General features: G+C 37.3%; 23 protein-coding genes. 10 read left to right on the top strand and 13 right to left on the bottom strand.

The annotated features are described in order from the left end of the window. Together AC4CVF_RS08425 and AC4CVF_RS08420 are read right to left on the bottom strand one after the other, a co-directional pair. Positions 1-753, bottom strand: a complete 753-nt coding sequence (locus tag AC4CVF_RS08425; RefSeq protein WP_490789198.1) for an HD domain-containing protein — start codon at positions 751-753, stop codon at positions 1-3. 298 nt (positions 754-1051) lie between these two features. Further along, a complete protein-coding gene (locus AC4CVF_RS08420) occupies positions 1052-1189 on the bottom strand; it encodes a hypothetical protein (protein ID WP_336951395.1) in 138 nt (45 codons plus the stop codon). A 332-nt stretch (positions 1190-1521) separates the two neighbouring features. Between AC4CVF_RS08420 and AC4CVF_RS08415 the strand changes: the two genes are divergently transcribed. From AC4CVF_RS08415 to clpA, 5 genes are all read left to right on the top strand, one after another. Then, a complete protein-coding gene (locus tag AC4CVF_RS08415) occupies positions 1522-2607 on the top strand; it encodes a GGDEF domain-containing protein (protein WP_336951478.1) in 1086 nt (361 codons plus the stop codon). Between the two features lie 135 nt (positions 2608-2742). Then, positions 2743-3792, top strand: a complete 1050-nt coding sequence (argC, locus tag AC4CVF_RS08410) for an N-acetyl-gamma-glutamyl-phosphate reductase (RefSeq protein WP_419327475.1) — start codon at positions 2743-2745, stop codon at positions 3790-3792. Between the two features lie 82 nt (positions 3793-3874). After that, positions 3875-4618 (top strand): DUF6776 family protein, encoded by a 744-nt coding sequence (locus tag AC4CVF_RS08405; RefSeq protein WP_336951393.1) that lies wholly within the window; start codon positions 3875-3877, stop codon positions 4616-4618. Positions 4619-4639: 21 nt separating this feature from the next. Then, positions 4640-5065 carry an ATP-dependent Clp protease adapter ClpS gene (gene clpS / locus AC4CVF_RS08400; protein WP_004720737.1) on the top strand — a complete coding sequence of 142 codons (426 nt, stop codon included), beginning with the start codon at positions 4640-4642 and terminating at the stop codon, positions 5063-5065. A 9-nt stretch (positions 5066-5074) separates the two neighbouring features. Continuing rightward, a complete protein-coding gene (gene clpA, locus AC4CVF_RS08395) occupies positions 5075-7351 on the top strand; it encodes an ATP-dependent Clp protease ATP-binding subunit ClpA (RefSeq protein WP_336951392.1) in 2277 nt (758 codons plus the stop codon). Between the two features lie 59 nt (positions 7352-7410). Here the strand turns inward: clpA and AC4CVF_RS08390 are convergent, their stop codons facing one another. Next, positions 7411-8319: an alpha/beta hydrolase gene (locus AC4CVF_RS08390; RefSeq protein WP_419327478.1), complete on the bottom strand. Its 909-nt coding sequence runs from the start codon at positions 8317-8319 to the stop codon at positions 7411-7413. Between the two features lie 220 nt (positions 8320-8539). Here AC4CVF_RS08390 and AC4CVF_RS08385 point away from each other — a divergent pair, with 220 nt between their 5' ends. After that, entirely contained in the window at positions 8540-8893 is a 354-nt protein-coding gene (locus tag AC4CVF_RS08385) for a YnfA family protein (RefSeq protein ID WP_004720731.1), read from the top strand. Between the two features lie 13 nt (positions 8894-8906). Here AC4CVF_RS08385 and AC4CVF_RS08380 read toward each other — a convergent pair whose 3' ends face one another. The 5 genes from AC4CVF_RS08380 to AC4CVF_RS08360 all read right to left on the bottom strand — a co-directional run bounded on the left by AC4CVF_RS08380 (position 8907) and on the right by AC4CVF_RS08360 (position 13240). Continuing rightward, complete coding sequence (locus AC4CVF_RS08380; protein ID WP_490789197.1) at positions 8907-9974, bottom strand: hypothetical protein; 1068 nt, start codon at positions 9972-9974, stop codon at positions 8907-8909. Between the two features lie 132 nt (positions 9975-10106). Then, positions 10107-10337, bottom strand: a complete 231-nt coding sequence (locus AC4CVF_RS08375) for a hypothetical protein (RefSeq protein WP_336951389.1) — start codon at positions 10335-10337, stop codon at positions 10107-10109. Positions 10338-10579: 242 nt separating this feature from the next. Beyond that, positions 10580-11662 (bottom strand): tRNA (uridine(54)-C5)-methyltransferase TrmA, encoded by a 1083-nt coding sequence (trmA, locus tag AC4CVF_RS08370; protein WP_419327482.1) that lies wholly within the window; start codon positions 11660-11662, stop codon positions 10580-10582. A gap of 161 nt (positions 11663-11823) precedes the next feature. After that, positions 11824-12723, bottom strand: a complete 900-nt coding sequence (locus tag AC4CVF_RS08365) for a LysR family transcriptional regulator (protein WP_336951387.1) — start codon at positions 12721-12723, stop codon at positions 11824-11826. 88 nt (positions 12724-12811) lie between these two features. Further along, on the bottom strand, positions 12812-13240 hold the full coding sequence (locus tag AC4CVF_RS08360; protein ID WP_419360392.1) for a guanosine-3',5'-bis(diphosphate) 3'-pyrophosphohydrolase: 429 nt from the start codon (positions 13238-13240) through the stop codon (positions 12812-12814). Between the two features lie 121 nt (positions 13241-13361). Here AC4CVF_RS08360 and AC4CVF_RS08355 point away from each other — a divergent pair, with 121 nt between their 5' ends. Continuing rightward, complete coding sequence (locus AC4CVF_RS08355) at positions 13362-13697, top strand: hypothetical protein (protein ID WP_419360394.1); 336 nt, start codon at positions 13362-13364, stop codon at positions 13695-13697. A 235-nt stretch (positions 13698-13932) separates the two neighbouring features. Here AC4CVF_RS08355 and AC4CVF_RS08350 read toward each other — a convergent pair whose 3' ends face one another. After that, the gene (locus AC4CVF_RS08350) at positions 13933-14886 is read right to left on the bottom strand and encodes a LysR substrate-binding domain-containing protein (RefSeq protein WP_336951383.1); all 954 of its coding nucleotides are present in this window, start codon (positions 14884-14886) and stop codon (positions 13933-13935) included. Between the two features lie 345 nt (positions 14887-15231). Between AC4CVF_RS08350 and AC4CVF_RS08345 the strand changes: the two genes are divergently transcribed. The 3 genes from AC4CVF_RS08345 (at position 15232) to AC4CVF_RS08335 (ending at position 19327) form a co-directional block, all read left to right on the top strand. Next, a complete protein-coding gene (locus AC4CVF_RS08345; RefSeq protein WP_336951382.1) occupies positions 15232-16455 on the top strand; it encodes an acyl-CoA dehydrogenase in 1224 nt (407 codons plus the stop codon). Between the two features lie 247 nt (positions 16456-16702). Next, a complete protein-coding gene (locus tag AC4CVF_RS08340; RefSeq protein WP_483769949.1) occupies positions 16703-18019 on the top strand; it encodes an MFS transporter in 1317 nt (438 codons plus the stop codon). Between the two features lie 78 nt (positions 18020-18097). After that, positions 18098-19327, top strand: coding sequence for a CaiB/BaiF CoA transferase family protein (locus tag AC4CVF_RS08335; RefSeq protein ID WP_336951379.1), 1230 nt, complete (start codon positions 18098-18100; stop codon positions 19325-19327). A gap of 149 nt (positions 19328-19476) precedes the next feature. Here the strand turns inward: AC4CVF_RS08335 and ppk1 are convergent, their stop codons facing one another. The 4 genes from ppk1 to AC4CVF_RS08315 form a co-directional block, all read right to left on the bottom strand. Then, on the bottom strand, positions 19477-21582 hold the full coding sequence (gene ppk1 / locus AC4CVF_RS08330) for a polyphosphate kinase 1 (RefSeq protein WP_490789196.1): 2106 nt from the start codon (positions 21580-21582) through the stop codon (positions 19477-19479). Positions 21583-21788: 206 nt separating this feature from the next. Next, positions 21789-22259 (bottom strand): hypothetical protein, encoded by a 471-nt coding sequence (locus AC4CVF_RS08325; protein WP_336951377.1) that lies wholly within the window; start codon positions 22257-22259, stop codon positions 21789-21791. Positions 22260-22354: 95 nt separating this feature from the next. Continuing rightward, positions 22355-23275, bottom strand: a complete 921-nt coding sequence (gene argF, locus AC4CVF_RS08320; RefSeq protein ID WP_336951376.1) for an ornithine carbamoyltransferase — start codon at positions 23273-23275, stop codon at positions 22355-22357. Between the two features lie 128 nt (positions 23276-23403). Beyond that, positions 23404-24057 carry a TetR/AcrR family transcriptional regulator gene (locus AC4CVF_RS08315; RefSeq protein ID WP_336951375.1) on the bottom strand — a complete coding sequence of 218 codons (654 nt, stop codon included), beginning with the start codon at positions 24055-24057 and terminating at the stop codon, positions 23404-23406. Positions 24058-24108: the final 51 nt, after the last annotated feature.

Here is a 24108-nt window from a genome sequence, read left to right as displayed (position 1 = left end):
TTAGTCCTTAAAAATATTCATTTGAATCATGCTTGAAAGTCCGAGTTTGTGCATTAAAGCAGTCCGTGATTGAGGGTTTCTTTTTGCTTCAATTGAGATAAGTTTACGCATTTCTGAATTAAAATGTACCCGCGGATATTGGGTTAAAATTTTGTTTTTAAAACTGTTTGAAAATAAGCTGAGATCAGTCCCAATCACATCACATGAAGTGGCTTTTTGTAATAATAGAACTTCTTTAGTAAGGCTTGGCTCATTCTCATCTAAATTCCCATTCATATGTAAACAAATCGCATCTGAAATATTATCTATTTTGACTTTGGGATAATGGTGTTTGGTACAGAGTGCTTCAGCTCTTAAGGCGCTTTCAAAGCTAAAACATTGACATGCATATTGATCCAAATGATCAACTAGACCTAAATCATGCATCAAACATGAGACAAAAAGGCTCTCTTGATCAAATTGCCATTGTTTGGTGTGGGCAATAGCAACAGCCCAAAAATAGCTCCGCCAAGAATGATTGATGATCGCTTGTGAAGCCGTTTGTTCTAATTCGTTCATCGCTTCTTTGGCAATTGCTGTGTCAGGAATATGAAAATTATCCAGTGTAAATAAAGTTGAATCATGAGGTGCTTTGAGAAATGTCTTGCCATAGTTCAATGTGACAGGGATTAGAACTTGTTTTATTAACCGAGTTTTTTCTTTAAAGCTAAGTTTTCCATTGCTTGTATTCATCCACGCTCGTGATCCAATCATGATCAATGGGTCCTTTTGTTGAATTTAGAGTAATTACTCTAAATTATTATGCATAAATCATTTAGCAAGACAAGACCGTTTTCTTTGAATTTTTTGAATAGTCTTTTATGCCAAAAATGAGAATTAAAATTGTTTGTCCTTTTACTATTTTTTTTGAAATAGCCAAGCTGTCAAAAAACTCAGACATAAGAATATAATTTTTCTCAATTAATATTTTTATTTAAATCAATTATATAGAAAAATAAACGAGATGGTTATAAAAATACTTGCAATGCCACATCTTACATTTAAGGTTTAATTACCTTTGCGTAGGTGATGCCAAACCTTGCGCTGCAAACAAAGCAGTGCTTTGTTTTTGCTCATGGGCGAAGGGTACGTCCTGTACCCCCGTCCAACGGCGACATCCATGTCGCCCCGTGGTAGAATAACCATCCATGATTTAAAAACACAAAAACGAATTAATAATTAGGTGGGTTGACTATTTTTGGATTGATAGATTTATAGACAATGTCATTGAATAGTCTGCGTGTGTATATTGATCATCATAAATTTTAAGTAAGAGTATAATGCCTTAAAAGTATTTCTTAATAAAAACTGTTAAATTACAAAATAGTCTGATTATTTTAAGCATAAGTTGGGAGTGAATAAAAAAATACTCTAAACTTGGCGAATTGCCAATATTTCCTATTTCTTATCATAAAGATATCAGACGTGAATTTTGCAGATACTCATTACTTTATTTTGATTGTACCGTTCTGCCTGATATTAATGGGCAGTTTACTTTTGATCTGCCATTATTTTTTTAAGGCACCTACATATTTATTTTGGTTGGGTCTCGGATATATCGTGCCATCATTTTCTTTAGCTGCACAAAGCTTTATGTCTAACCAACAATTAACATTTTCTGCTCCACTTTTAGGTGGTTTATACCTATTTGGCGCGTGGGCCAGTGCATATACTATGGCATTAAGAAAGAACGCCAGTTCACATACTTTAGCCGCTTTTATCTTGATCTTCATCACAATATGCTTGTTGGTCTATTATTCTTTTGTTGATGAACAGCTATGGATGCGGATGCTGATTTTAAACCTTAGCATTGCCGTAGTTGAATCCTTGGTTTTGGCTTCAATTTTTAAAAATGATAAGCAAAGTGATTGGTTAAATAAGCTGGTCGATTATTCTTACCTTTTTATTGTTTTATATACTTTTTTTCGCGTCATTATTATTTTCTTTTTTTTGAAAAATATTCAAGCCAATATGCTTGTAAATTCAGTATGGTGGTTAATGATGCTTGCTGCCAGTATTATCCTGAGCATGTGGTTTGCGATCGTACTTATAGGAACATTAGTTCGAGACATTATTTTGAAATTAAATGATGAACGTTGTAGAGATCCATTAACGCATCTACTCAATCGCCGTGGATTTTATGATGCAGCTAAAATAAATTTAATTGATTTATCAGATAGACAATATTTTTTGTTAATGTGTGATGTTGATCATTTTAAAAAAATTAATGATACCTATGGACATCTGGTCGGTGATCAGATTTTGCAAAGTGTAGGTCGTCTTGTCAGTCAGCATGTCGGTGAAAAGGGCTTAGTTGGACGTTTTGGTGGTGAAGAGTTTATTGTTTTATTACAAGTTGAAGATCTCAGTGAGGCTTATAAAATTGCTGAGCGCATGCGGATTGCTATTGAAACTGAGCAATTTTTAACTCAATCCATCTTATTGACAGCCAGCTTTGGCTTAACACAAGTGAGACATCGTAATTTAGCGAGTGGTATAGAAGCTGCTGACAAACTTTTGTATGTGGCCAAACGTAGAGGACGAAACTGTATTGCCCAAGATGCATGAATTAAATTTATGGGAATTTAACTTTGTCATAATGCTAAAACATTATAAAAACCCAGTAAAATAGTTTAGAAAGCATCAACTACCTGTCATACTACAGCACTACAAAATGGATACTTTTAAATCGAGGTAAAAAACGTGATTTCAGTGGGTATTGTCGGTGGAACAGGTTATACAGGCGTTGAATTGTTGCGTCTTTTACTACGACATCCAAATGTTCAAGTGAATGTACTGACATCACGTACCGAAGATGGTCGCCGTGTGGATGATATATTTCCAAGCTTACGTGGGCACACAGAGCTTAAGTATTCAGATTTAAACATTGATGAATTAAAAAAATGTGATGTTGTGTTTTTTGCGACCCCGCATGGTGTGGCAATGCAGCATGCACAACAACTTTTGGCAGCAAATACCAAAGTTATCGATTTAGCCGCTGATTTTCGCTTGCAGAATTTAGCACAGTTTGAAAAATGGTATGGGATGCAGCATGCCTGCCCAGAGATACTGAAAGACTCTGTTTATGGTTTATCGGAACTTAATCGTGAACAAATTAAAAATGCCAATGTTGTCGGTAACCCGGGTTGTTACCCAACCACTGTTCAGTTGGGATTAGCGCCACTTTTTAAGCAAGCTGAAACATTGGTTAAACCAGAAAGTATTATCATTGATGCGAAATCTGGTGTATCAGGTGCAGGGCGTAAAGCTAGTCTAGGCATGATTTATTCTGAAAATGCAGATAATTTTAAAGCCTATGGCGTTGCTGGACATCGTCATCATCCTGAGATTGTAGAAGCATTAGAAAATATTTCGGGTCAAAAAAATGTATTTGATCAGATTCTTTTTGTACCACATTTGGTTCCGATGATTCGTGGTATGTTCAGTACAATCTATGTTGATTTGACAGAGCAAGGCGCAGCAGCAGATTTACAAAGTCTTTATGAAAAATTTTATGCAAATGAAATGTTTGTAGATGTAATGCCTGCAAATAGTTCACCAGAAACACGTTCTGTACGTGGTGCAAACCAACTGAGAATTGCACTGTATAAACCGCATCCGAACAAGTTAATTGTTTTGTCTGTTCAAGACAATTTAGTCAAAGGTGCGGCAGGACAGGCTGTACAAAATATGAACTTAATGTTTGGTTTTACTGAAGATGCTGGTCTACAAAGTATCGGATTATTACCATAAAAAACGCTTTATTGCTTCACACACATATAACTTTGCGGTTAAATGTGTGTTTTGATTCTATCAATAATACTTAGAGATGATGATGCAGAACACAGAAACAAATACCGCGTCACAACCAGCTCAAGCACCGAAAAAGCCTTTTTTAAAAGGGAATATGCCTTTGGTGATCGGTGGGGTTGTATTATGTGCTGGCAGTGTGATTTTAGGTTATACAGTTGGACATCGCCAAGGGCTAACGGTAGTCGGTTTTGATGCAGATGCAGAACAGTTGGTAGAAGTTGTGAAGCAACAAAAAACAACGCTGGCTAATTTAAACAAAAGCTTAAATGCTGCTGTGCAGGAACGAGACGTGGCTGTTTCGAATTCTAACGATTTGTTAGAGTCATTGAACAAAGCCAATGCTGAAAAATCACAAGTAGATGTGATGAGTGCAATTTATCGTGAAGTGTTAAAACAACGTGGTGGTTTGAGTTTAACAATTCAAAATTTGGCCGTTAAGCCATTACCTGAAAACGCTTATGAATATCAGCTTGATCTTATTCAAGTCAGTCCAAGACGTGCGACCGGTTCCGTTGAAATTCGTTTGATTAGTGGTACTGAGGTGTTAACAGTGCCAATGGCAGATGCGAATTATAACTTTACTGATTATGAGCGTTTAACGGGACGTTGGACTATGCCTAAGGGTTTTAATCCACAATTTATCGAAATCCGTCTAAATGGTGCCACACCAGTGGTTAAACGTTTTAGTTGGTCACGTGGGCAAGCTGTAGACAGTGCAGCAGCGTTCGCTGCAGAGGTTCCTCAAGCTGCGGCTAATTCTCAATAAATCATAAGTATTTTGAAAAATATGCGAACTAATAAACGTCAAATGAGTTTAAATGAAGTGAAATCATCATTCCGTGATTCAGGATTTATAGATTGGCACTTGAGTATTCGTATAAGTAATTCAGAAGATCCAAACCATCCAGACCATGATCAAGCGGATGTTGCAGTACAAACTGCACCACCTGAAGTGAAACGACCACCGATGTATTCTGTCGTTTTATTGAACGATGATTACACTCCGATGGACTTTGTAATTGAAATTTTACAACAATACTTTGCTTTGAATCTTGACCAAGCCACTCAAGTAATGTTAACAGTACATTATGAAGGAAAAGGTGAAGCTGGTGTTTATCCAAGAGACATTGCGGAGACTAAAGCCAACCAAGTTAATAACTACGCTCGATCTCAAGGTCATCCATTGCTTTGTCAGATTGAGCCAAAAGAATAAGGGGGTTTCATGCTCAGTCGTCAATTAGAAGTTTCACTCCGTTTGGCTGTTAGCATGGCTCGTCAAAAGAGACATGAGTTTCTTACGGTTGAACATTTATTATTGGCTTTACTTGATAACGATTCAGCGGTAAATGCACTAAAAGCATGTGGTGCTGAGATTATCAGTTTGCGCAAAGAGTTAGAGGAGTATGTAGAACAACATACGCCTAAACTAGGAGAAAACAACGACCAAGCCCCTCATCCAACTGAAAGTTTTGACCGTATCTTACAACGTGCAATTTTCCACGTTCAGTCAAGTGGTGGTGACCGCACAGTAGAGGGTGCAGATGTACTGGTTGCGATGTACTCTGAGCGAGATTCTTTTGCCGTTTATTTACTAAAACGACATCAAATCAATCGTTTGACTTTAACCCAATATTTGTCACACGGTGCGCGTAAAGAAGAAATTCAAGTTGAAGAAGAATCTGATGATTTAGAAGGTGAATCAAGTGCTTCAGCAAATGCTGGACCTCTTGAACTTTATACCTTGAATTTAAATATTGAAGCGCAAAAAGGCAAAACTGATCCTTTAATTGGGCGTGAAAAAGAAATTGAACGAACTGCTCAAATTCTTTGCCGTCGCCGTAAAAACAACCCATTGCTTGTGGGTGATCCTGGTGTGGGTAAAACATCGATTGCTGAAGGTCTGGCATGGTTGATTGTGAATGGTAAAGCGCCTAAGCCACTTGCGACTGCTGAAGTGTTTAGTTTAGACATCGGTGCATTGGTTGCGGGTACAAAATACCGTGGTGACTTTGAAAAACGCTTGAAACAGCTTCTCAATGCTTTGAAAAAGAAACCAGAAGCAATTTTATTTATTGATGAAATTCATATGATCATTGGTGCTGGCTCAAGTATGGGCAGTACCATGGACGCATCGAATTTAATCAAACCTGCGTTGGCAAATGGTAGTTTACGTTGTATTGGTTCAACCACATTCCAAGAATATCGCCAAGTATTTGAAAAAGATCATGCACTATCACGCCGTTTCCAAAAGATCGATGTGAATGAGCCTTCTATTTCGGAGACAATTGATATTTTGCGTGGTTTGAAAAGCAAGTTTGAAGATTTCCATCATGTTAAATATGAAGATACTGCGCTAGTTTCAGCGGTTGAGTTGTCTGCTAAATTTATTAATGATCGTTTCTTGCCAGACAAGGCGATTGATGTGATTGATGAAGCTGGTGCACAGCGTCGTTTAAAAGCTGAACAAGATGATACCTTGATTACAGTTGAAAATATCGAAGATATTATTTCGAAGATTGCACGTATCCCGCCAAAAACAGTATCTAAAGATGATAAATCGGTACTTGAATATCTAGAGCGTGATCTTAAACGTGTGGTATTTGGTCAAGATGAAGCGATTACAGCTTTGGCTTCTGCGATTAAACTGTCACGTGCAGGTTTGAAAGCACCAGATAAACCCGTAGGTAGTTTTGTTTTTGCTGGTCCTACAGGTGTTGGTAAAACAGAAGTGACCAAGCAGTTGGCAAAACAGTTGGGTGTAGAGCTTGTTCGTTTCGATATGTCTGAATATATGGAACGTCATGCGGTTTCTCGTTTGATTGGTGCGCCTCCAGGTTATGTTGGTTATGATCAAGGTGGTTTACTGACTGACGCCATTCATAAGAATCCACACTGTGTCCTGTTATTAGATGAAATTGAAAAAGCACATCCAGATGTTTTTAACTTGCTATTGCAAGTCATGGATCATGGAGCTTTAACTGACAATAATGGACGTAAGTCTGATTTCCGTAATGTGATTATTGTATTGACTACGAATATTGGTGCTGAAAGTATTTCTCGTAACAGTATCGGCTTTACTGAACAAGACAACAGTCATGACAATCAGGAAGCGATGAAACGTGCATTTGCACCAGAATTCCGTAATCGTTTAGATGGCGTAATTCAGTTTAAAGCATTGCCTACCACAGTGATTGAGTCTGTTGTTGATAAGTTCTTAACTGAACTTCAAGCCCAGTTAGATGATAAAAAAGTGGTACTTGAAGTCGATCAATCTGCTCGAGATTGGATGGCTGAGAATGGCTATGATCGTTTAATGGGTGCTCGCCCAATGCAACGTTTGATTCAAGAACATTTGAAGAAACCACTTGCTGAGATGATTCTATTTGGTGAGCTTGCAGATCATGGTGGTAACGTTGCTGTCTCTGTGAAGAAAGAAAATGGTAAGGCTGTAGGGCTGACATTAGAAGTCTTTGAAGATCAGACTGCTGAACCAGCATAGTTGTGAATGAGCTTTAAAATAACCCGCATTGATTGCGGGTTATTTTTTGAATTATGCGCTTATAAAATATCAATTTTCTTTAACCAAGTTAAGAATAATGTCGGCCATTGTGTTGTTTCAGTATTGGCTTTGCCTAAGCCCCAGCCATGTCCACCATTTTTGAAAAGATGTAATTCATAAGCGATCTTGTGTTGCTGCAAAGCGGTTTGCATATTGAGGCTATTCTGAACAGGTGAAATCGGATCATCGATGGCGTGTGCTAAAAAGGTTGGAGGTGTATTCTGTTTGACTTGTAAATCTACTGAAAACAAGATTTGTTTGGCTAAATCATGTTTTGATCCAAATAAGCTTTTATAAGCATGGGTATGATCTAGCGGCGCTTGCATACTAATGATTGGATAGAGTAGCGCCACAAAATTAGGCTGAGCGGAAATTTGATCAATCGGATCATTTAAACTCGAAAATTGTTGTTGCCATTGTGTCGCAATGATGCCAGCTAAATGCCCACCTGCGGAGAAACCCAGTACACCAATTTTGTCTGGATCAATGTTGAATTGATTTGCATGATAACGAATGATACGCAGGGCTCTTTGGCCATCTTCAAAGGGCACAAGCAGATTATTACCATCCTGATTAGGTAAGCGGTAAATTAATTCAAATACGGTAAATCCCTGTTTTTGTAAAAACTGTGCAGTTGGCGTGCTTTCTTTGGCCAATTCCTCTCTGGCATAACCCCCACCACTAATGACTAAAATAGCGATGTGATTGCTCTGTTTGGGGCAATATACCCACAGTTGAGGAGAGTTGATATGCTCAATAGCACCATGCTTATTTATCGTAAATTGTTCATTGGATGGTGCCAGTGTCGCGCTATTGGGCCATAGCGGAAGACTCAGTGTTGCTGCATCTACATTTTGGCTAAGCCATAGGAAAATGAAGAAATTAAACACGAAATGATTTATTTTCATCCATAAAAAGCCAAAAATTGTAGATGCTGATATTTTATCCTGTTTTAAACAGGGCAAACTCATCAATATATTTTAAAAATGTATGCTTTTGTGGATGAGGCAAACAATAAGTACAATTTATAGATAAAAGCTTAGCCGTTTTAGTATGCTCAAAATTTTATTGCTTAGCTCGCGTGAAAATCACATATACTCTAACTTCATGATTATTCTTTGAGTATCAATGGACATTGCATTTACTAAAATTTTAACTACGATTTTATTATTTCTTGTCACAGCTGTTGCAGAAATTTTAGGTTGTTATTTTCCTTATTTGATTCTGAATCAAAATAAAAGTCATTGGTTATGGATACCTACCGTTTTAAGTTTGGCGGTATTTGTCTGGCTATTGACCTTGCATCCTGCTGCTTCAGGGCGTATTTATGCCGCATATGGCGGTATCTATATCTTTAGTGCACTGATGTGGCTGAAATTTGTCGATCAAGTCAGTTTAACTCGCTGGGATTTGTTTGGTGGTTGTATTGTAATCATTGGGGCTTTGGTGATTATTCTGCAACCGCAAGGTTTGATTCGTTAAGTCTTCAACAGCATCATTTTACAGTATCTTGTGTTGCTTCAAGTTGATTGATCTTACATACTTTGGGAATTGCTTTACGATATGCAGCATAATCCTGTTTATATTGTTTAAACCATTTCTGATATTCAGGATTCAGCCTTAAATTGGCAAGATTCGGTTCATTTTCAAAAGAGGATGGTTCTGTATTGTTCTCATCAGAAAATTCCAATTGTTTTAAGTAGGAGAGTGCTCTATCCGTTTGACTAAGCAGCGCATAGAATTCAGCGAGGAATTCCTTTTCTCGTTGAGTTTGCTTACGGTTCTTATTCACCACAGCTTCAATTTCAATCTGATTATCACGCAACCATTTTTCAGCAAGCTTCGGGTCTTCATGATTGAGATATTTAAAATACTGTTGCGCTAAAATAATAAAATTTCCTGCATCGAAAGCTTGATTGGGATCAGATAAATAGTGAAATAAAGGCTTTTTAAGTATATTAATGAGGCGTTTTTGCTCATTCTCCTCAAGATGATATTTCTGTAACAGCATCAGTTTGTCACTGAGTACAGCATAATAATTTTTCTCATACTCCTCATTGTCTGGTTGCAACTTCATTAAGGTCTTAAATAGTTGTTCAGCCTTTAGTAAATAGTCTAGACGTGGGGTTGGGTCTATGTTTTTCCGATAATACACTGACATTTGCGCGTAGAATAAACCTAAGTTATTGATTGCGACTGTATCTTTGGGATCACGTTTTTTTAGTGCAAAATAAGCCTGTTCAGTAAGTTCTTGAAAAGGCTGAGAGAGCGTGGTGCAATGTTGTTCAAGCAAATATTCAGCATAACCAGAAGTCAGAATTGCATAGTTGTGTAAATAGACAGAATCGTTGTATTCAATGTCTTTGGCTTTTAACAGTTTTTGCACATTGGGTTGGGCCTTCTGGATTTGAGCCTTAATCTGTGGTTCAATTTTGGCCAGATTTTTGGTTGCTAATACTTGATCGCTTAAATCTTCTATGGCTTGAATTTCATCATCGTTGATATCTGCATAGCTAATTGAAGCGTTGAGTGATAATAAAAAAATAAGAATTTTAATTTTCATTGTTGATTCTGCGTTTATCTATTCTTTGAAATAATTGTATACAAGCCAAGAAGAAACATCAAAAATTGTTCTATTAGAATTAAAAAAGCATCCAGTAAACTGAATGCTTTTTTTCTTAGCGGTCATCCATGACTATTGAATAGGTGGATGCTGTAATTGGTTTAACTCTTTTTTACTGAAACCTCTAGAGACAAGTACCTTCTTAATCCCAGTAATCACATCCTGATCTGTCGCTTTCATCAAAGCTGATAAAAGTTGATCATTGGATTTACAAGAGCAATCATTTTCAACACATGCAATTTGATTTTTATGTTCATTTTGCAATGTATCTTCAGCCGTAAACAGCTTTTGCCAAAAACTCATAGAGCCTTCATACACAACCTAACATAGTTCGAAATATAGCCGTTTTTTAATAAAATACAAGATCTGAGAGAAATAGATGATCGAGTTATAGGCTGATTTTTTCGATGATTTGAGATGTTTTAAACGGTTTGTTAAAAGACCATGATTTAAATGAATTATAACTTAATGATATATCAATAAATAATTTAAACAAATAGCTGCCATGTCAATTTACATGGCAGTCAAATCTTGTAATAAATTGTTTAAATTTTTTCGAGAAGAACCCCAGATTCTACATGATGGGTGTAAGGGAATTGATCAAACATCGCAAATTTCACAATCTTATGGGTTTTAAGCAAGGTTTTTAAATTGTCGTGTAATGTATCCGGATTGCATGAAATATAAAGAATACGTTGAAAACCTTGCAAAAGCATTAACGTATCGTCATCAATCCCTGCACGCGGTGGATCGACAAAAACTGTATCAAACTCATAGCCCTGAATGTCTATTTCTGCTTCTTGTAAACGACGGAATTCACGTTCTCCGTTATAGGCCTGAGTAAACTCTTCTGCTGAAAGACGTGCAACTTGAATATTGTCGATCTGATTTTGTTGAATATTCCACTGTGCCGCGTACACCGAAGATTTTGCTAATTCAGTTGCCAAAACACGGTTAAAGCTCAAGGATAAGGGTAGGGTAAAGTTACCATTACCACAGTATAACTCGAGTAAGTCTTTATTTTTGCCCTCTACTGACTGACAAGCCCATTGCAACATTTTTTGGCAAACTTGTGCATTGGGTTGAGTAAAGCTACTTTCAATTTGCTTATATTGAAATTTACGCTCAAAGACTTTTAATTCTTCAACAACAAATTCATCGGTTAAGATAACTTTTTGTCCGCGACTGCGGCCAATGATTTTAACATTCAACTTATCAGCCAATTGTTTTGCTAAAACTTCCCATTCTTCACTGAGTGGTGCACGATAAATCAATGAAACCAGCATTTCGCCCTTGAGCGTTGCTAAAAAATGCACTTCAAAAAGACGTTTTGATAAGACTAAATCGGCTTTTAGCTCAGCCAATAAAACTGGCATGAGCTGATTTATACTTCGATCTGCAATCGGAAATTCATCAATGCGAGCAACGGTTTTTTGTTGATTTTCATCTCGTTCAAACATGGCATAGAACATATCATCTTCGGTATGCCAAATTCTGAATTCTGCACGCATACGAAAGTTTTGTTCAGGTGAAGCAAATACTTCTAATGATGGTGGATTAAATTCTGCGAATTGAGTTTGGATTCGTTCAATTTTGGCATCAAGCTGTTGTTGATAAGATGAAGTCATATAAATCAGAAAAACATTGGAATTAAGCAGTAGCGATGGTATCAAAAATAGGAACAGATGGACACAATATTGCAGTCCATCTTTGTCAATTTATTGAGAATGGCTTGTGTATTTAATAATCCTAAGTTTTCTTTAGCAAAACTATAATGTGGAGCAACCGTTTAACACTTGCTTAAGTGCTTAACCAAATAATCAATAAAAACTCTTACTGCAGGAAGTAAGCCACGGCGCGAAGGATAAACAGCATGAAAGATCCCATGCGGTGCTTTCCAGTTAGGTAAGACACGGACCAATTCACCTGTTGCGACAAAATCATTGGCAATGGTGTCTGGAAGTAAGGCAATACCACAATTTTGACTGGCTAATTTTGCCAACATCATTAAATCGGAACCCATGAGTATAGGGTTAACTTTAATTTTTTTCTGCTGGTTTTCACTGTCATGTAACACCATTTGTTGGTCTAAATGTTCATCAACCATACTTAAAATGCGGTGTTCAGACAAGTCTTCAGGTTTTTTCAGCATACCAAATTCATTTAAATATGCTTGACTTGCAAGGAGATGCTGTTCAATTTGTCCAAATTTTCTCAGCACTAAGCTCGGGTCATCATCTAGATTTGCGCGAACACGCAAGGCAACATCAAAACCTTCATTGATAATATCTACTCGGCGATTACTCACTAGAAGTTGTACTCTGATTTCAGGGTAAGCTTTTAAAAAATCGGGAAGAATTTTGGATAATTCACTTTGTGCAACAGTTACAGGGACACTTACTTTAATAACACCACGAGGTTGTTCGCTAAGATGATCGACCAAATCATGCGCTGATTGTGCAGCATTCATCATCACTTGGGCATGGCGGTAAATATTCATACCAATGTCAGTAACAGCAAAATGACGAGAACTCCGCTGAATTAAACGAACTCCTAATTTTTCTTCTAAATTATATACACGGCGACTGAGCTTGGATTTAGGGATATCCGTTGCACGTTCAGCCGCACTGAATCCCCCATGCTCTACAACCAAACCAAAGCAGTAAAAGTCATCCAAATCAGTGAGCATAAATACATTCCATAATTGCAACAATGATGCACTATTAAACTTAACTGTTGCATCAAGTCAACTTATTAATTGTGAAAATTTTCTAAGATTAGGCATTGCCTGTCATGAGAATATTCTGAACTTGCTTATATTCTTCTAATCTCAAAAGGTCTTTAGTCGTCGGGTGTGGAATACGGGTGATATCCATGTTATCAGCAACATCTGCCAGTTTTACCACACGTGCAATTGGATTCTTTACTGTACGGTAGGCAGCTTCGATTCTAGATTCGCCTTCTTTTTTGGTTAAGGCAACAACGGCATCGACAATTTCTTGACTAAAGCCAAGTGAGATTAAATCGACCACAGTGGTATCGGTATCTTCCAAGATGTCGTGTAATACAGCAACAATCTGTTGATTGGGTGTTTTAACTTTGAACATCAACCTCAGAGGGTGAAAAATATAAGGCTGTTGTGCTTTATCTTTTTGGCCTGCGTGTTTACGAGCTGCTAAAGCAATCGCTTTTTCAATCGTTGACATAATATCCTTAGCTTTGTTTCGTGTATTTATTAAATATTAAAAGCAGTTTTAGATTTATCTAAAACGAGTGTTAAATTTCTCTAACTCGTTTAAAATACAATTTTATTCTGTTCCAAAGCGTATGCCATTTCAACTGATCACTTTAGAAAATTCTCAAGAAAATGTTACATGCCCACATTGCCGACATGCGGTCATTGATTGGAATGAAGAACAATATCTACAACCATGTATGCATACCTTGTTTATTGCGATGGATTTGGGCTTTGAATATATTTCAGATGCATTTGAAGCGACCATGCAGCGTAGCGTCGATGAAATCCATGCTCATGATGATCAGGGATTGAATATTTTAAATGAATTATCTGAGAGTAGTTATCCTCATTATCTGATTTATAAAATAAGCTTAGGTGTTGTAGGGGATCAAGATTTTTATCGTTATATTGGATTTGGCGCTTAAATTTTAAGATTGGTAGTTATTCGGTTTAAATACTGCGCAATTGAATATCGTGTTTCTTTTAGCCTACTCTTATTAAAATTCCAAATAGTAATTAAAAATAGCGGAGTAGGCTTATATTTTCTGTTGTAGGCGCTGTTGATTTCATCTCCTACAACTTGAGTTTTATCATTACAATATAGAAATTAAGCTACATTCTATAAATCTTGAATAAGCTATTGTTTAACTCGAAATCGCGTTATTTTAAAAAAGCACTTTTTGAACGCTCAACTTCAGTCAATAACCATTCAACAAATTTAGCAATGAGAGGCGTTTGCTGTTGTTCTGCATAGACAAAATAATAGGCACGTGAACCTTTTAGTTTTATTTCTGATGCGATAATTAAATCACCTGAGCGCAGTTCTTTTTCCAGGAGTTTTTGTGGAATAAGTGCAACCCCCATATGATGAATTGCTGCCACCGCAAGCATCGAAAATAATTCATGACGTTGTCCTTCTAATGTAAAAGGATGCTCATAACCAGAAACTTCAAACCACTCTTTCCAAATATAGGGGCGTGTGGTTTGTTGAAGTAAGGGCAGCGTGGCAATCTCTTCCGCCGATAAGCTGCGACGTAAATCTCCAGAAGGTTCTCTTAGCTCTGGAAAATGCTTAAAAATTAACTCAGCAGAACACACAGGAACAACATCTTCATTCATTAGATAGTGGACTTTTGCACCTGGCCAATTTTCAATTTGTGCAGGCGTACCTGTATATATTGCAGCGTCAAAAATATGCTCACTGAACAAAAAAGGTTTGGTACTGGTTTCTAAATGAATGGTAATTTCAGGGTATATTTCATTGAATTTATACAGTCGGGGTAAGAGCCAGCGTGTTGCAAATGTCGGTACAACCCCCAATTTTAGAGTACCACCTAAACCCTTATGACTCATTAAATCGAGTGTGCTTTGCTCAATACCCAATAAATGAGTTTTGATGTTTTTATAATAATGCTCACCTGCTTGGGTTAATTCAACGCCATGCCGTGTTCTGTTAAATAAATTGAGTCCTAAAAAATCTTCGAGTTGTTGTACTTGGCGAGATATGGCACTTTGAGTAAGATGCAACTCCTGAGCTGCAAAGGTATAACTTAGGTGCTTGGCAGCCGCTTCAAAACATATCAGTGATTGTAATGAAGGAATCATTCTACGCATATTCATTCCTTGAATATCAAAGTTAAATAATGGCTAAATTTAATCTATTTATATCTAGCAAAAAGAGCTTAAACCAAAGTAGATGTTTGCAATGAAACTTTCATCAAACCACTTGGTTTTATCTAAAATAAAAATTTATAAGAGGACGTAAAGGTGATAAAAGTTCGCTAAAAAGCCTCGTTTAATACCAACATAATTGAACAGTAGTCATTGAGCGAGCCATGTTATAAAAACACAAGATATGCGTAAATGGAATATCTGAGTGAGTATTAATCGTTTGAAAGTATGAATTTTCACACCTAACATCAGTACTAAGACAACAAGATATGTTCAGCAAAGGATGCTATGAATCAAATGGTTAATTCTACAAAAACGGCACGCGTTCAATTTAACTGGCAAGATCCATTTTTATTGGAACAGCAACTTACTTCTGAAGAACGCATGATTCGTGATGCTGCTTATGCCTATTCTCAAGACAAACTGATGCCAAGAGTTTTGGAACAATTCCGACATGAAAAAACAGATGCTTCTATTTTTCGTGAAATGGGTGAATTGGGTTTGTTGGGACCGACAATCCCTGAAGAATATGGGGGCGCAGGTTTAAACTATGTCAGCTACGGTCTCATTGCCCGTGAAATTGAACGTGTAGATTCGGGTTATCGTTCAATGGCAAGTGTACAAAGCTCATTAGTGATGGTGCCTATCAATGAATTTGGTAATGAAGAGCAAAAACAAAAGTACTTACCAAAATTAGCTTCTGGCGAGTTTATTGGATGTTTCGGTTTAACAGAACCTGATCATGGTTCAGATCCAGGCAGTATGATTACCCGTGCCAAAAAGGTCGAAGGTGGTTATCGTTTGACTGGTGCAAAAATGTGGATCACCAATAGTCCAATCGCTGATGTATTTGTGGTCTGGGCTAAAGAAGTTTCTGCTGAAGGCAATGTTGGTGAGATTCGTGGTTTTATTCTAGAAAAAGGTTGGGAAGGACTTTCTGCACCTGCGATTCACGGCAAGGTCGGTTTGCGTGCATCGATTACCGGTGAAATTGTAATGGACAATGTTTTTGTTCCTGAAGAAAATGCATTTCCCGAAATTCGTGGTTTGCGTGGACCATTTACTTGTTTAAATAGTGCACGTTACGGTATTGCATGGGGCGCGATGGGGGCGGCAGAGTTTTGCTGGCATACAGCACATCAATATACGATGGATCGTAAACAATTTGGACGTCCACTGGCCGCAAATCAATTGGTGCAAAAGAAACTTGCAGATATGCAAACTGAAATTGCTTTAGGACTGCAGATCGCATTACGCTTTGGACGTATGAAAGATGAAGGCATCGCTTCTGTAGAAGGAACTTCACTGATTAAGCGAAACAATTGTGGTAAAGCCTTAGATATCGCACGTGTTGCTCGTGACATGATGGGTGGCAATGGCATCAGTGATGAATTTGGTGTTGCTCGCCATCTGGTCAATCTTGAAGTCGTCAACACTTATGAAGGTACACATGATGTACATGCCTTAATTCTCGGGCGTGCACAAACAGGTATTGCTGCCTTTAGTAACTAAAAATCAACTGTTTTAAAACAGGGATGCTTAAAGTTAGCATCCCTTATAGGATTTTTTGCCTTAAATTTTATAAAAACTAAGGTAAAAATAAATCAATGATAAAAGGATTCATCGTGAAAAATATCTGATTATTCTTTTAACTCTCATACTTAACTCTAGATTCATGCAATAAAAATAACAAAGAAATAAGTAGAGAGAAAGATAAAAAGTGACCGATGACTCATTTGGGAAAATGAGGTAGAGGAAAATGAACAATGATGTTCGATCAGTTACAACTTCAACAAAATTATCCATGCCATCCAATATTGGAACTTTTGAAAAAATAGGCCCAAATACTTGGAAATGGGCACTTTTATTCGCTTATTTCGCTATGGTCGTCGATGGCGTAGATATCATGTTGTTATCCTATAGCTTAACCAGTTTAAAAGGTGAGTTTGCATTATCTACTTTTCAGGCAGGGGCTTTAGGCAGTGCATCTCTAGCAGGCATGGGGATTGGTGGGATTTTAGGTGGATGGGCATGTGATAAGTTTGGCCGAGTACGTACCATTGCCAATTCTGTATCGTTTTTTTCAGTTGCAACATGTTTGTTAGGCTTTACCCAAAGTTTTGAACAATTTATGGCATTACGATTTATTGGCGCATTAGGGATTGGGGCCCTTTATATGGCATGCAATACCCTTATGGCTGAATACGTTCCTACAACGTATCGAACTACGGTATTGGGTACATTACAAACAGGGCAAACCGTTGGATATATTGTTGCCACATTATTAGCTGGTGCAATTATTCCTGAGCATGGTTGGCGAGTCTTGTTTTTTATCACGGTTATTCCAGCTTTTATCAATATTTTCTTGCAACGCTTTGTACCTGAACCAAAGTCTTGGCAGCTCAACAAAATCAATCAGCTTCAAGGCAAAAAACCAGTTGAAGCCACAGTACCAGAGAAACCGAAAAGTGGCAGTATTTATAAACAAATTTTTGCCAACTTTAAGCATCGTAAAATGTTTTTATTGTGGATGACTACGGCATTCTTCTTACAATTTGGTTACTACGGAATCAACAATTGGATGCCAAGTTATCTAGAAACAGAAGTGCATATGAACTTTAAGAATATGACCAGTTATATGGTGGGTTCATACACAGCAATGATTTTAGGTAAGATCTTAGCGGGATATCTGGCTGATAAATTTAATCGTCGTGCAGTATTTGTGTTCGGTACTATAGCCAGCGCTGTCTTCTTACCTGTGATTATTATCTTTAATACACCAGACAATATTTTGTACTTATTGATCACTTTTGGTTTCTTATATGGCATTCCTTATGGCGTAAATGCGACCTATATGGCGGAATCATTTTCTACTGATGTGCGAGGTACAGCAATTGGTGGTGCATATAACATTGGGCGAGTGGGTGCAGCTATTGCCCCAGCAACCATTGGTTTCCTTGCTTCGGGCGGAACATTTATGACGGCATTTATCGTGATGGGCGCAGCTTACTTTGTTGCAGGGGTACTGCCTGGCTTATTTATCAAAGATCGTCAATATGACCCACAACAACATTAGTCAACGCTTGTTTAAACAGATTTAATAAATCGCAAAATTGAGGAGTATTCACTTACTCCTTACATAGAGGTAGAACATATGGGTGCATTACAAGGAGTTCGAGTTTTAGATTTGAGTCGAGTACTGGCAGGTCCGTGGTGTGGACAAGTTCTTGCAGATCTAGGCGCCGAAGTGATTAAGATTGAACGCCCTAAAGTGGGTGATGATACCCGTATGTGGGGTCCGCCTTGGATGCGTGATCAACAGGGTAAAGCGACACGAGAATCTGGGTATTACCAATCTGCGAATCGCAATAAATCCTCAGTGGCAATTGATATGGCAACGCAAGATGGACAGCGATTATTACAACAAATGGTGAAAACCGCAGATATTTTGATTGAAAACTTTAAAGCAGGATCCTTGAAAAAATATGGATTGGATTATGAAACCCTCAAGCACATTAATCCAAAATTGATCTATTGCTCTATCACTGGTTTTGGTCAAGATGGACCGCGTGCAGAAGAACCGGGTTATGACTTTATCATTCAAGGTATGTCTGGCTTGATGAGTATTACTGGCGAAAAAGAAGGTGAGGTTGGGGCAAGCGCACAAAAAGTTGGTGTAGCAGTGGTCGATATCCAAACAGGGCTATATGCAACAATTGCGATTCAGGCAGCACTGATTTCTCGTCAGCAAACTGGTGTGGGGCAATATATTGATATGTCTTTGCTGGATGTACAGGTTGCTGGACTCGCCAACCAAGGTATGAACTATTTAAGTTCAGGTGTCGCTCCCCAAAGAATGGGCAATCATCATCCCAATATTGTGCCTTATCAGACTTTTAAAGCGCAAGATAAGGAATTTATTCTAGCTTGTGGTAATGATAAACAATTTAAAGACTTATGTATTGCTATTGGAAAACCTGAATTGTTAGATCAACCCAATTATCTCCGTAATCAAGATCGAGTGAAGTATCGTCAAGAATTGGTCGGTTTGTTGTCCGAATATTTTTTATCAAATACCGCAAAGCATTGGGTCGATGTAATTCATGCGGTAAAAGTACCTGTTGGCGTGATTAATTCAGTTGCTGATGCTTTAGATGAACCTCAAATTCAATATCGTAAAATGGTGGTCAATATTCCACATTCAGATAATCCTAATTTTAATGTGATTGGTTCACCGATTAAAATGACAGGAACACCTGTTGAATATCGCAATGCGCCACCACGCTTAGGAGAACATACCAAAGTGATTTTAGAAGAATTTTGTTCAGATGATGAATTATTACAATTAAAGCAACAAGGGGTTATTGAGGGTATTGGCTTATAATCGGCTGATTTTAAGAAATATTGAAATCAAAGCATATGATCAATCAAAGTTATGTCTTAATTGGAGTTCTTCAATGCCGCATTAATCATTCAAACCCTCCTTTTTTAAGGAGGGCATCCTGAATCATTTAAAATAACAATATGAAAGAATTACGCTGTAGTGGGAATAATCCGTTGTTGCATCAACACTTGTTGTGCAATATAAGGTTTTTCGTTATCTTTGGGTTGAATTGCATGCCATTGATCATTGGCATTGAGTTCCCAAGCACGAATGTTGTCCTTTAAATAACTGAGTAGCCCATATTCAATAATCTGTTTTTTAAGCTTTTTATCTTCAATCGGGAAGCAAGTTTCGACCCGAGAAAATAAGTTGCGACCCATCCAGTCAGCACTTGCGCAGTATAAGTCCTCATTCGCATCATTATAAAAATAATAAACACGAGTATGTTCTAGGAAGCGCCCAACAATCGAACGAACTTTAATATTTTCAGAAAGCCCTTCAATTTGTGGTCTTAAACAACAGATTGAACGGATAATCAGCTCTATTTTAACCCCAGCTTGAGATGCTTTATACAAAGCTGTAATGAGTTTAGGTTCAGTCAATGCATTGACTTTAATGATGATACGGGCTTTTTTACCTGCTTTTGCATGTGCCGTTTCTTGCTCAATCAAATGTAACAGCTGAGAGTGTAAGGTGAAGGGAGCATGAAAGAGTTTTTTTAACTTTAACAATTTACCCATACCAGTCAGCTCTTGGAAGATCTTATGTACATCTTCACAAATTTCATCATTTGTGGTGAGTAAACCATAGTCGGTATACATTCGTGCATTTCCCGCATGATAGTTGCCTGTACCAAGATGTACATAACGTTTAAGTTTATCGATTTCTCGTCGCACAATTAAAATCATTTTGGCATGGGTTTTATAACCGACAATACCATACACCACAACTGCGCCAGCTTCTTGCAGAAGATTTGCGACGATAATATTGGATTCTTCATCAAAACGCGCACGTAACTCGATAATCGCTGTAACTTCTTTCCCATTGCGAGCAGCTTCTGCCAGCACTTGTACAATTTCCGAGTCTGGGCCACTACGATATAAGGTTTGTTTAATTGCTAAAACATTGGGGTCTTTTGCCGCTTCTTTGAGTAGATTGATAACGGGCTGGAAAGAATCAAATGGATGGTGTAAGAGTAAATCTTGCTTGCTTAATATTTCAAATATTTTATTTGAATTTCTTAGGGCTTTTGGAATAACAGCTTGATAAGGCTTAAATCTTAATTCTGGAATATCAAAATCGGTAATCAGTCGCGTTAAATTGACAGGACCATTTACTTGATAAAGATGTTGTGGATCTAAATCAAATTGTTCTAATAAATAATCATTAATTGAGTTTGGGCAATTATCTGCGATTTCTAAACGAACTGCGCGACCAAAACGACGTGAAGATAATTCATCTTTCAATGCCACTGCCAAATCATCGACATCTTCTGCCAAGGTTAAATCAGCATTACGGGTGACACGGAATTGGTAGCATCCTGTTGCTGTCATACCGGGAAATAAATCACTGATATGTTGTTGGATAATGGCTGACAATAAAATGTAATGTTCTGCACCGTCTGTGAGCTCGTTCGGTAAGCGCACTACACGCGGTAAAGAACGCGGAGCGGGTACAATGGCCAATTCTATTTGACGACCAAAAGCATCTTTTCCTTCTAAGGTGACAATAAAGTTTAAACTTTTATTGACCAAACGCGGGAAAGGGTGAGCAGGATCTAAGCTAATTGGTGTTACAACAGGTTGTACTTGCTTAAAAAAGTAATTTTTAATCCATTCCGTGTGTTTTTCTAAAATGTCATTATATTGGATGAATTTGATGCCATAGTTTTCTAATGCAGGCAATAACACATGATTTAAAGTGTCGTATTGCTCTTGAATCGCAAGATGTGCGTTATGCGAAATTTGCTCAAGAATCACTTCGTTTGGAATACCATCCGGTGCCGTGGTAAGGGTTTTGAAATCCAGTTGTTTCATTAATCCAGCGACACGAATTTCAAAAAACTCATCTAAATTACGTGAAAAAATAATGAGAAAATTCAACCGTTCAAGCAAAGGATGAGCTTCATCTTTTGCTTGGGCTAACACACGTTTATGAAATTCTAGTAAGGAAATTTCACGATTAATATAGCTGCTTGAGCTATGTTGAAATTCAGGCGTGGTTAAACTTTTTGAAGCGGGCATGATCTGCGTCATTTGAAACTGTCTTAACGACCTTGAAGGGCATAGTAAGTATTCTACATGACAAATTTGTTACAGATAGCTAAAATGTTGAAAATTGTCTTAAACTTAAACGATTAAAAAATATTAATTTTTTAATCGTTTAATCATGTAGAAAAAAATAAAATCTGTTTAGACAAAATGCCAATTGATACGATGTACCAAGACAATATTATTACAAATTAAAATTTGCATTGCTCATTTTTGAGTTTGAGCTCATATGTTTTCTGTTCAGACATCAGTTTTATTTTTACATAATAGGGATTTTGGCGTTGGAACTCATTTTCAAAAAGTAAATGACAATTTTCAAGCATACCTTCCATTAAAAGTTGCAGGGTCTTTTCTTTACCCACGCTGTTTGAAAATTGGTTAAAATCTGCTGATGTAATTAAGCCTTGCAAATCAACATGATCATGATACATATGAATTTTCTCAATCACCGTGTTTTGATCAATTTGTACAGGAAGTACGCGAGAGTCTTCTTCACTTAACGCAGTTAAAACATCATCTAAATTTTGTTGATCTATAATTTTATAATGCTGCCCAATCAACTTCTTTTGAATCAAATAATCATCTAATTCAGTTGCATAACTATTCTGAGAAATGAGTAAGTATACTGACATTGCGAATAAAGGAATTATTTTAAATTTCATTTGAATTATACACATATTAAAAGTATGGATTTTATTATACTGAAACAAAAAATAAGCACCATAGTCGGTGCTTATTTTTATTGAAAGAATATAGTTTAGTCTTTGTTTAAATTTTCATTGATTAAAAATTCGACCAAGGCTTTTTGTGCATGTAAGCGGTTTTCTGCTTCATCCCAAACCACCGCATTTTTGTGATCCAGCATATTTTCTGAAACTTCTTCACCACGATGGGCAGGTAGACAATGCATAAATAGACAATCTGGATGTGCTAAATCCATTAGTTTTTCATTGACTTGGTAAGCGGAAAAGGCTTTTTCACGAATTTTTTGTTCTTCTTCTTGGCCCATACTTGCCCAAACATCAGTCACGATCAAATCTGCATTCACTGCTGCGTCTTCTGCCGATTCAAAAAGTTCAACGCAATGTGCAAATTCAGAAAGAAATTCAGGTTTTGGTTCATAGCCTTTCGGTGAAGCAATTTTTAACTTGAAGCCCCACATGTGCGCAGCTTCAATATATGAATTACACATGTTATTGCCATCACCAATCCATGCTACCGTTTTGCCATTGATCGAACCACGATGTTCAACAAATGTTTGTACATCTGCAAGTAGCTGGCAAGGGTGGTGGTCATCAGTTAACGCATTGATAACAGGGACTGTTGAGTATTCAGCAAAACGTTCAACAATATCATGACCAAATGTACGAATCATCACGATATCAAGCATGCTGGATATTACTCGTGCAGAATCTTCAATTGGCTCACCACGACCCAATTGAGTGTCGCGTGATGAAAGGAAAATTGCACTGCCTCCAAATTGGCTCATACCAGCTTCGAAAGATACACGAGTACGGGTACTCGACTTTTCAAAAATCATCCCCATGACTTTTCCAACAAAGGGTTGAAATACTTCGTTGTTGTGTTGTTTTCGCTTTAACTCTTGAGCACGTTCAATGATACGGTTAAGTTCAGCAGTGGATAAATCACGTAAAGTAAGAAAATGTCGTAGAGCCATGGTTACTCCACAATAATTGTTTAGTCAAAACCAATAGGGAAATTGACCAACAATTCATTGTTGGTGGTTGATGAAAATAAAAAGGAGAATCAGCTAATATACTATATGAATATGAAAACGCAAAAAAATTAGACCTTTTGATGTCCCTCTAAGAAGCGATCTACACAATAACTTACGCAGTTGAGTATTTCTTGATCAGAATCTTTGATTTCAATCCCCATTAAAATCCGCCATTCTAAATTTCTGAGAATTCCAAAATAAAATTGTGCTGAAAATAAGGGGTTTGGGCAAGTGAGTATTTGATTTTCTACACAACGCTCTAAGGCGCATGCAATAGAAAGTTGTACTTGCTTTGGTCCCTTCTCATGAATATAGACAGCTAATTGTGGATCCTTTTGGGAGCGCTCTAAAACCAAGCGTATGAAAGCAATATTTTCAGGAATGATCATATGCTTATAAAAGTTAATTAAGGTATTGATCAAATATGCTCTGAGCTCATTCAACGCGGGGTTAAATGGAATACAGATATCCTTAAAAAATAAATCACGACGATAGTCACAGATCGCTGTAAATAGACCTTCTTTACTGCCAAAATATTTGTAAATCGAGGCTTTTGATCCGCCTGCATGATTCACGATGTCATCTAAAGATACTGCATCATAACCGTTCTCTAAAAAAAGATCGTTTGCACTAATCAGTAATGCCAAGCGACGTTCATGCCCACGTTTAGTTTGTGGAAAATCACATCCTGTAGCTTCAACTTGTGCTAAATCTTCGTTCATAAATTACTGATGAAAAATGGGTTGTAACTATTATATCAAAGATGTCAATAA

This window comes from Acinetobacter sp. LipI_19 (assembly GCF_058242925.1).
This window is presented reverse-complemented; position numbering and strand designations above follow the sequence as displayed.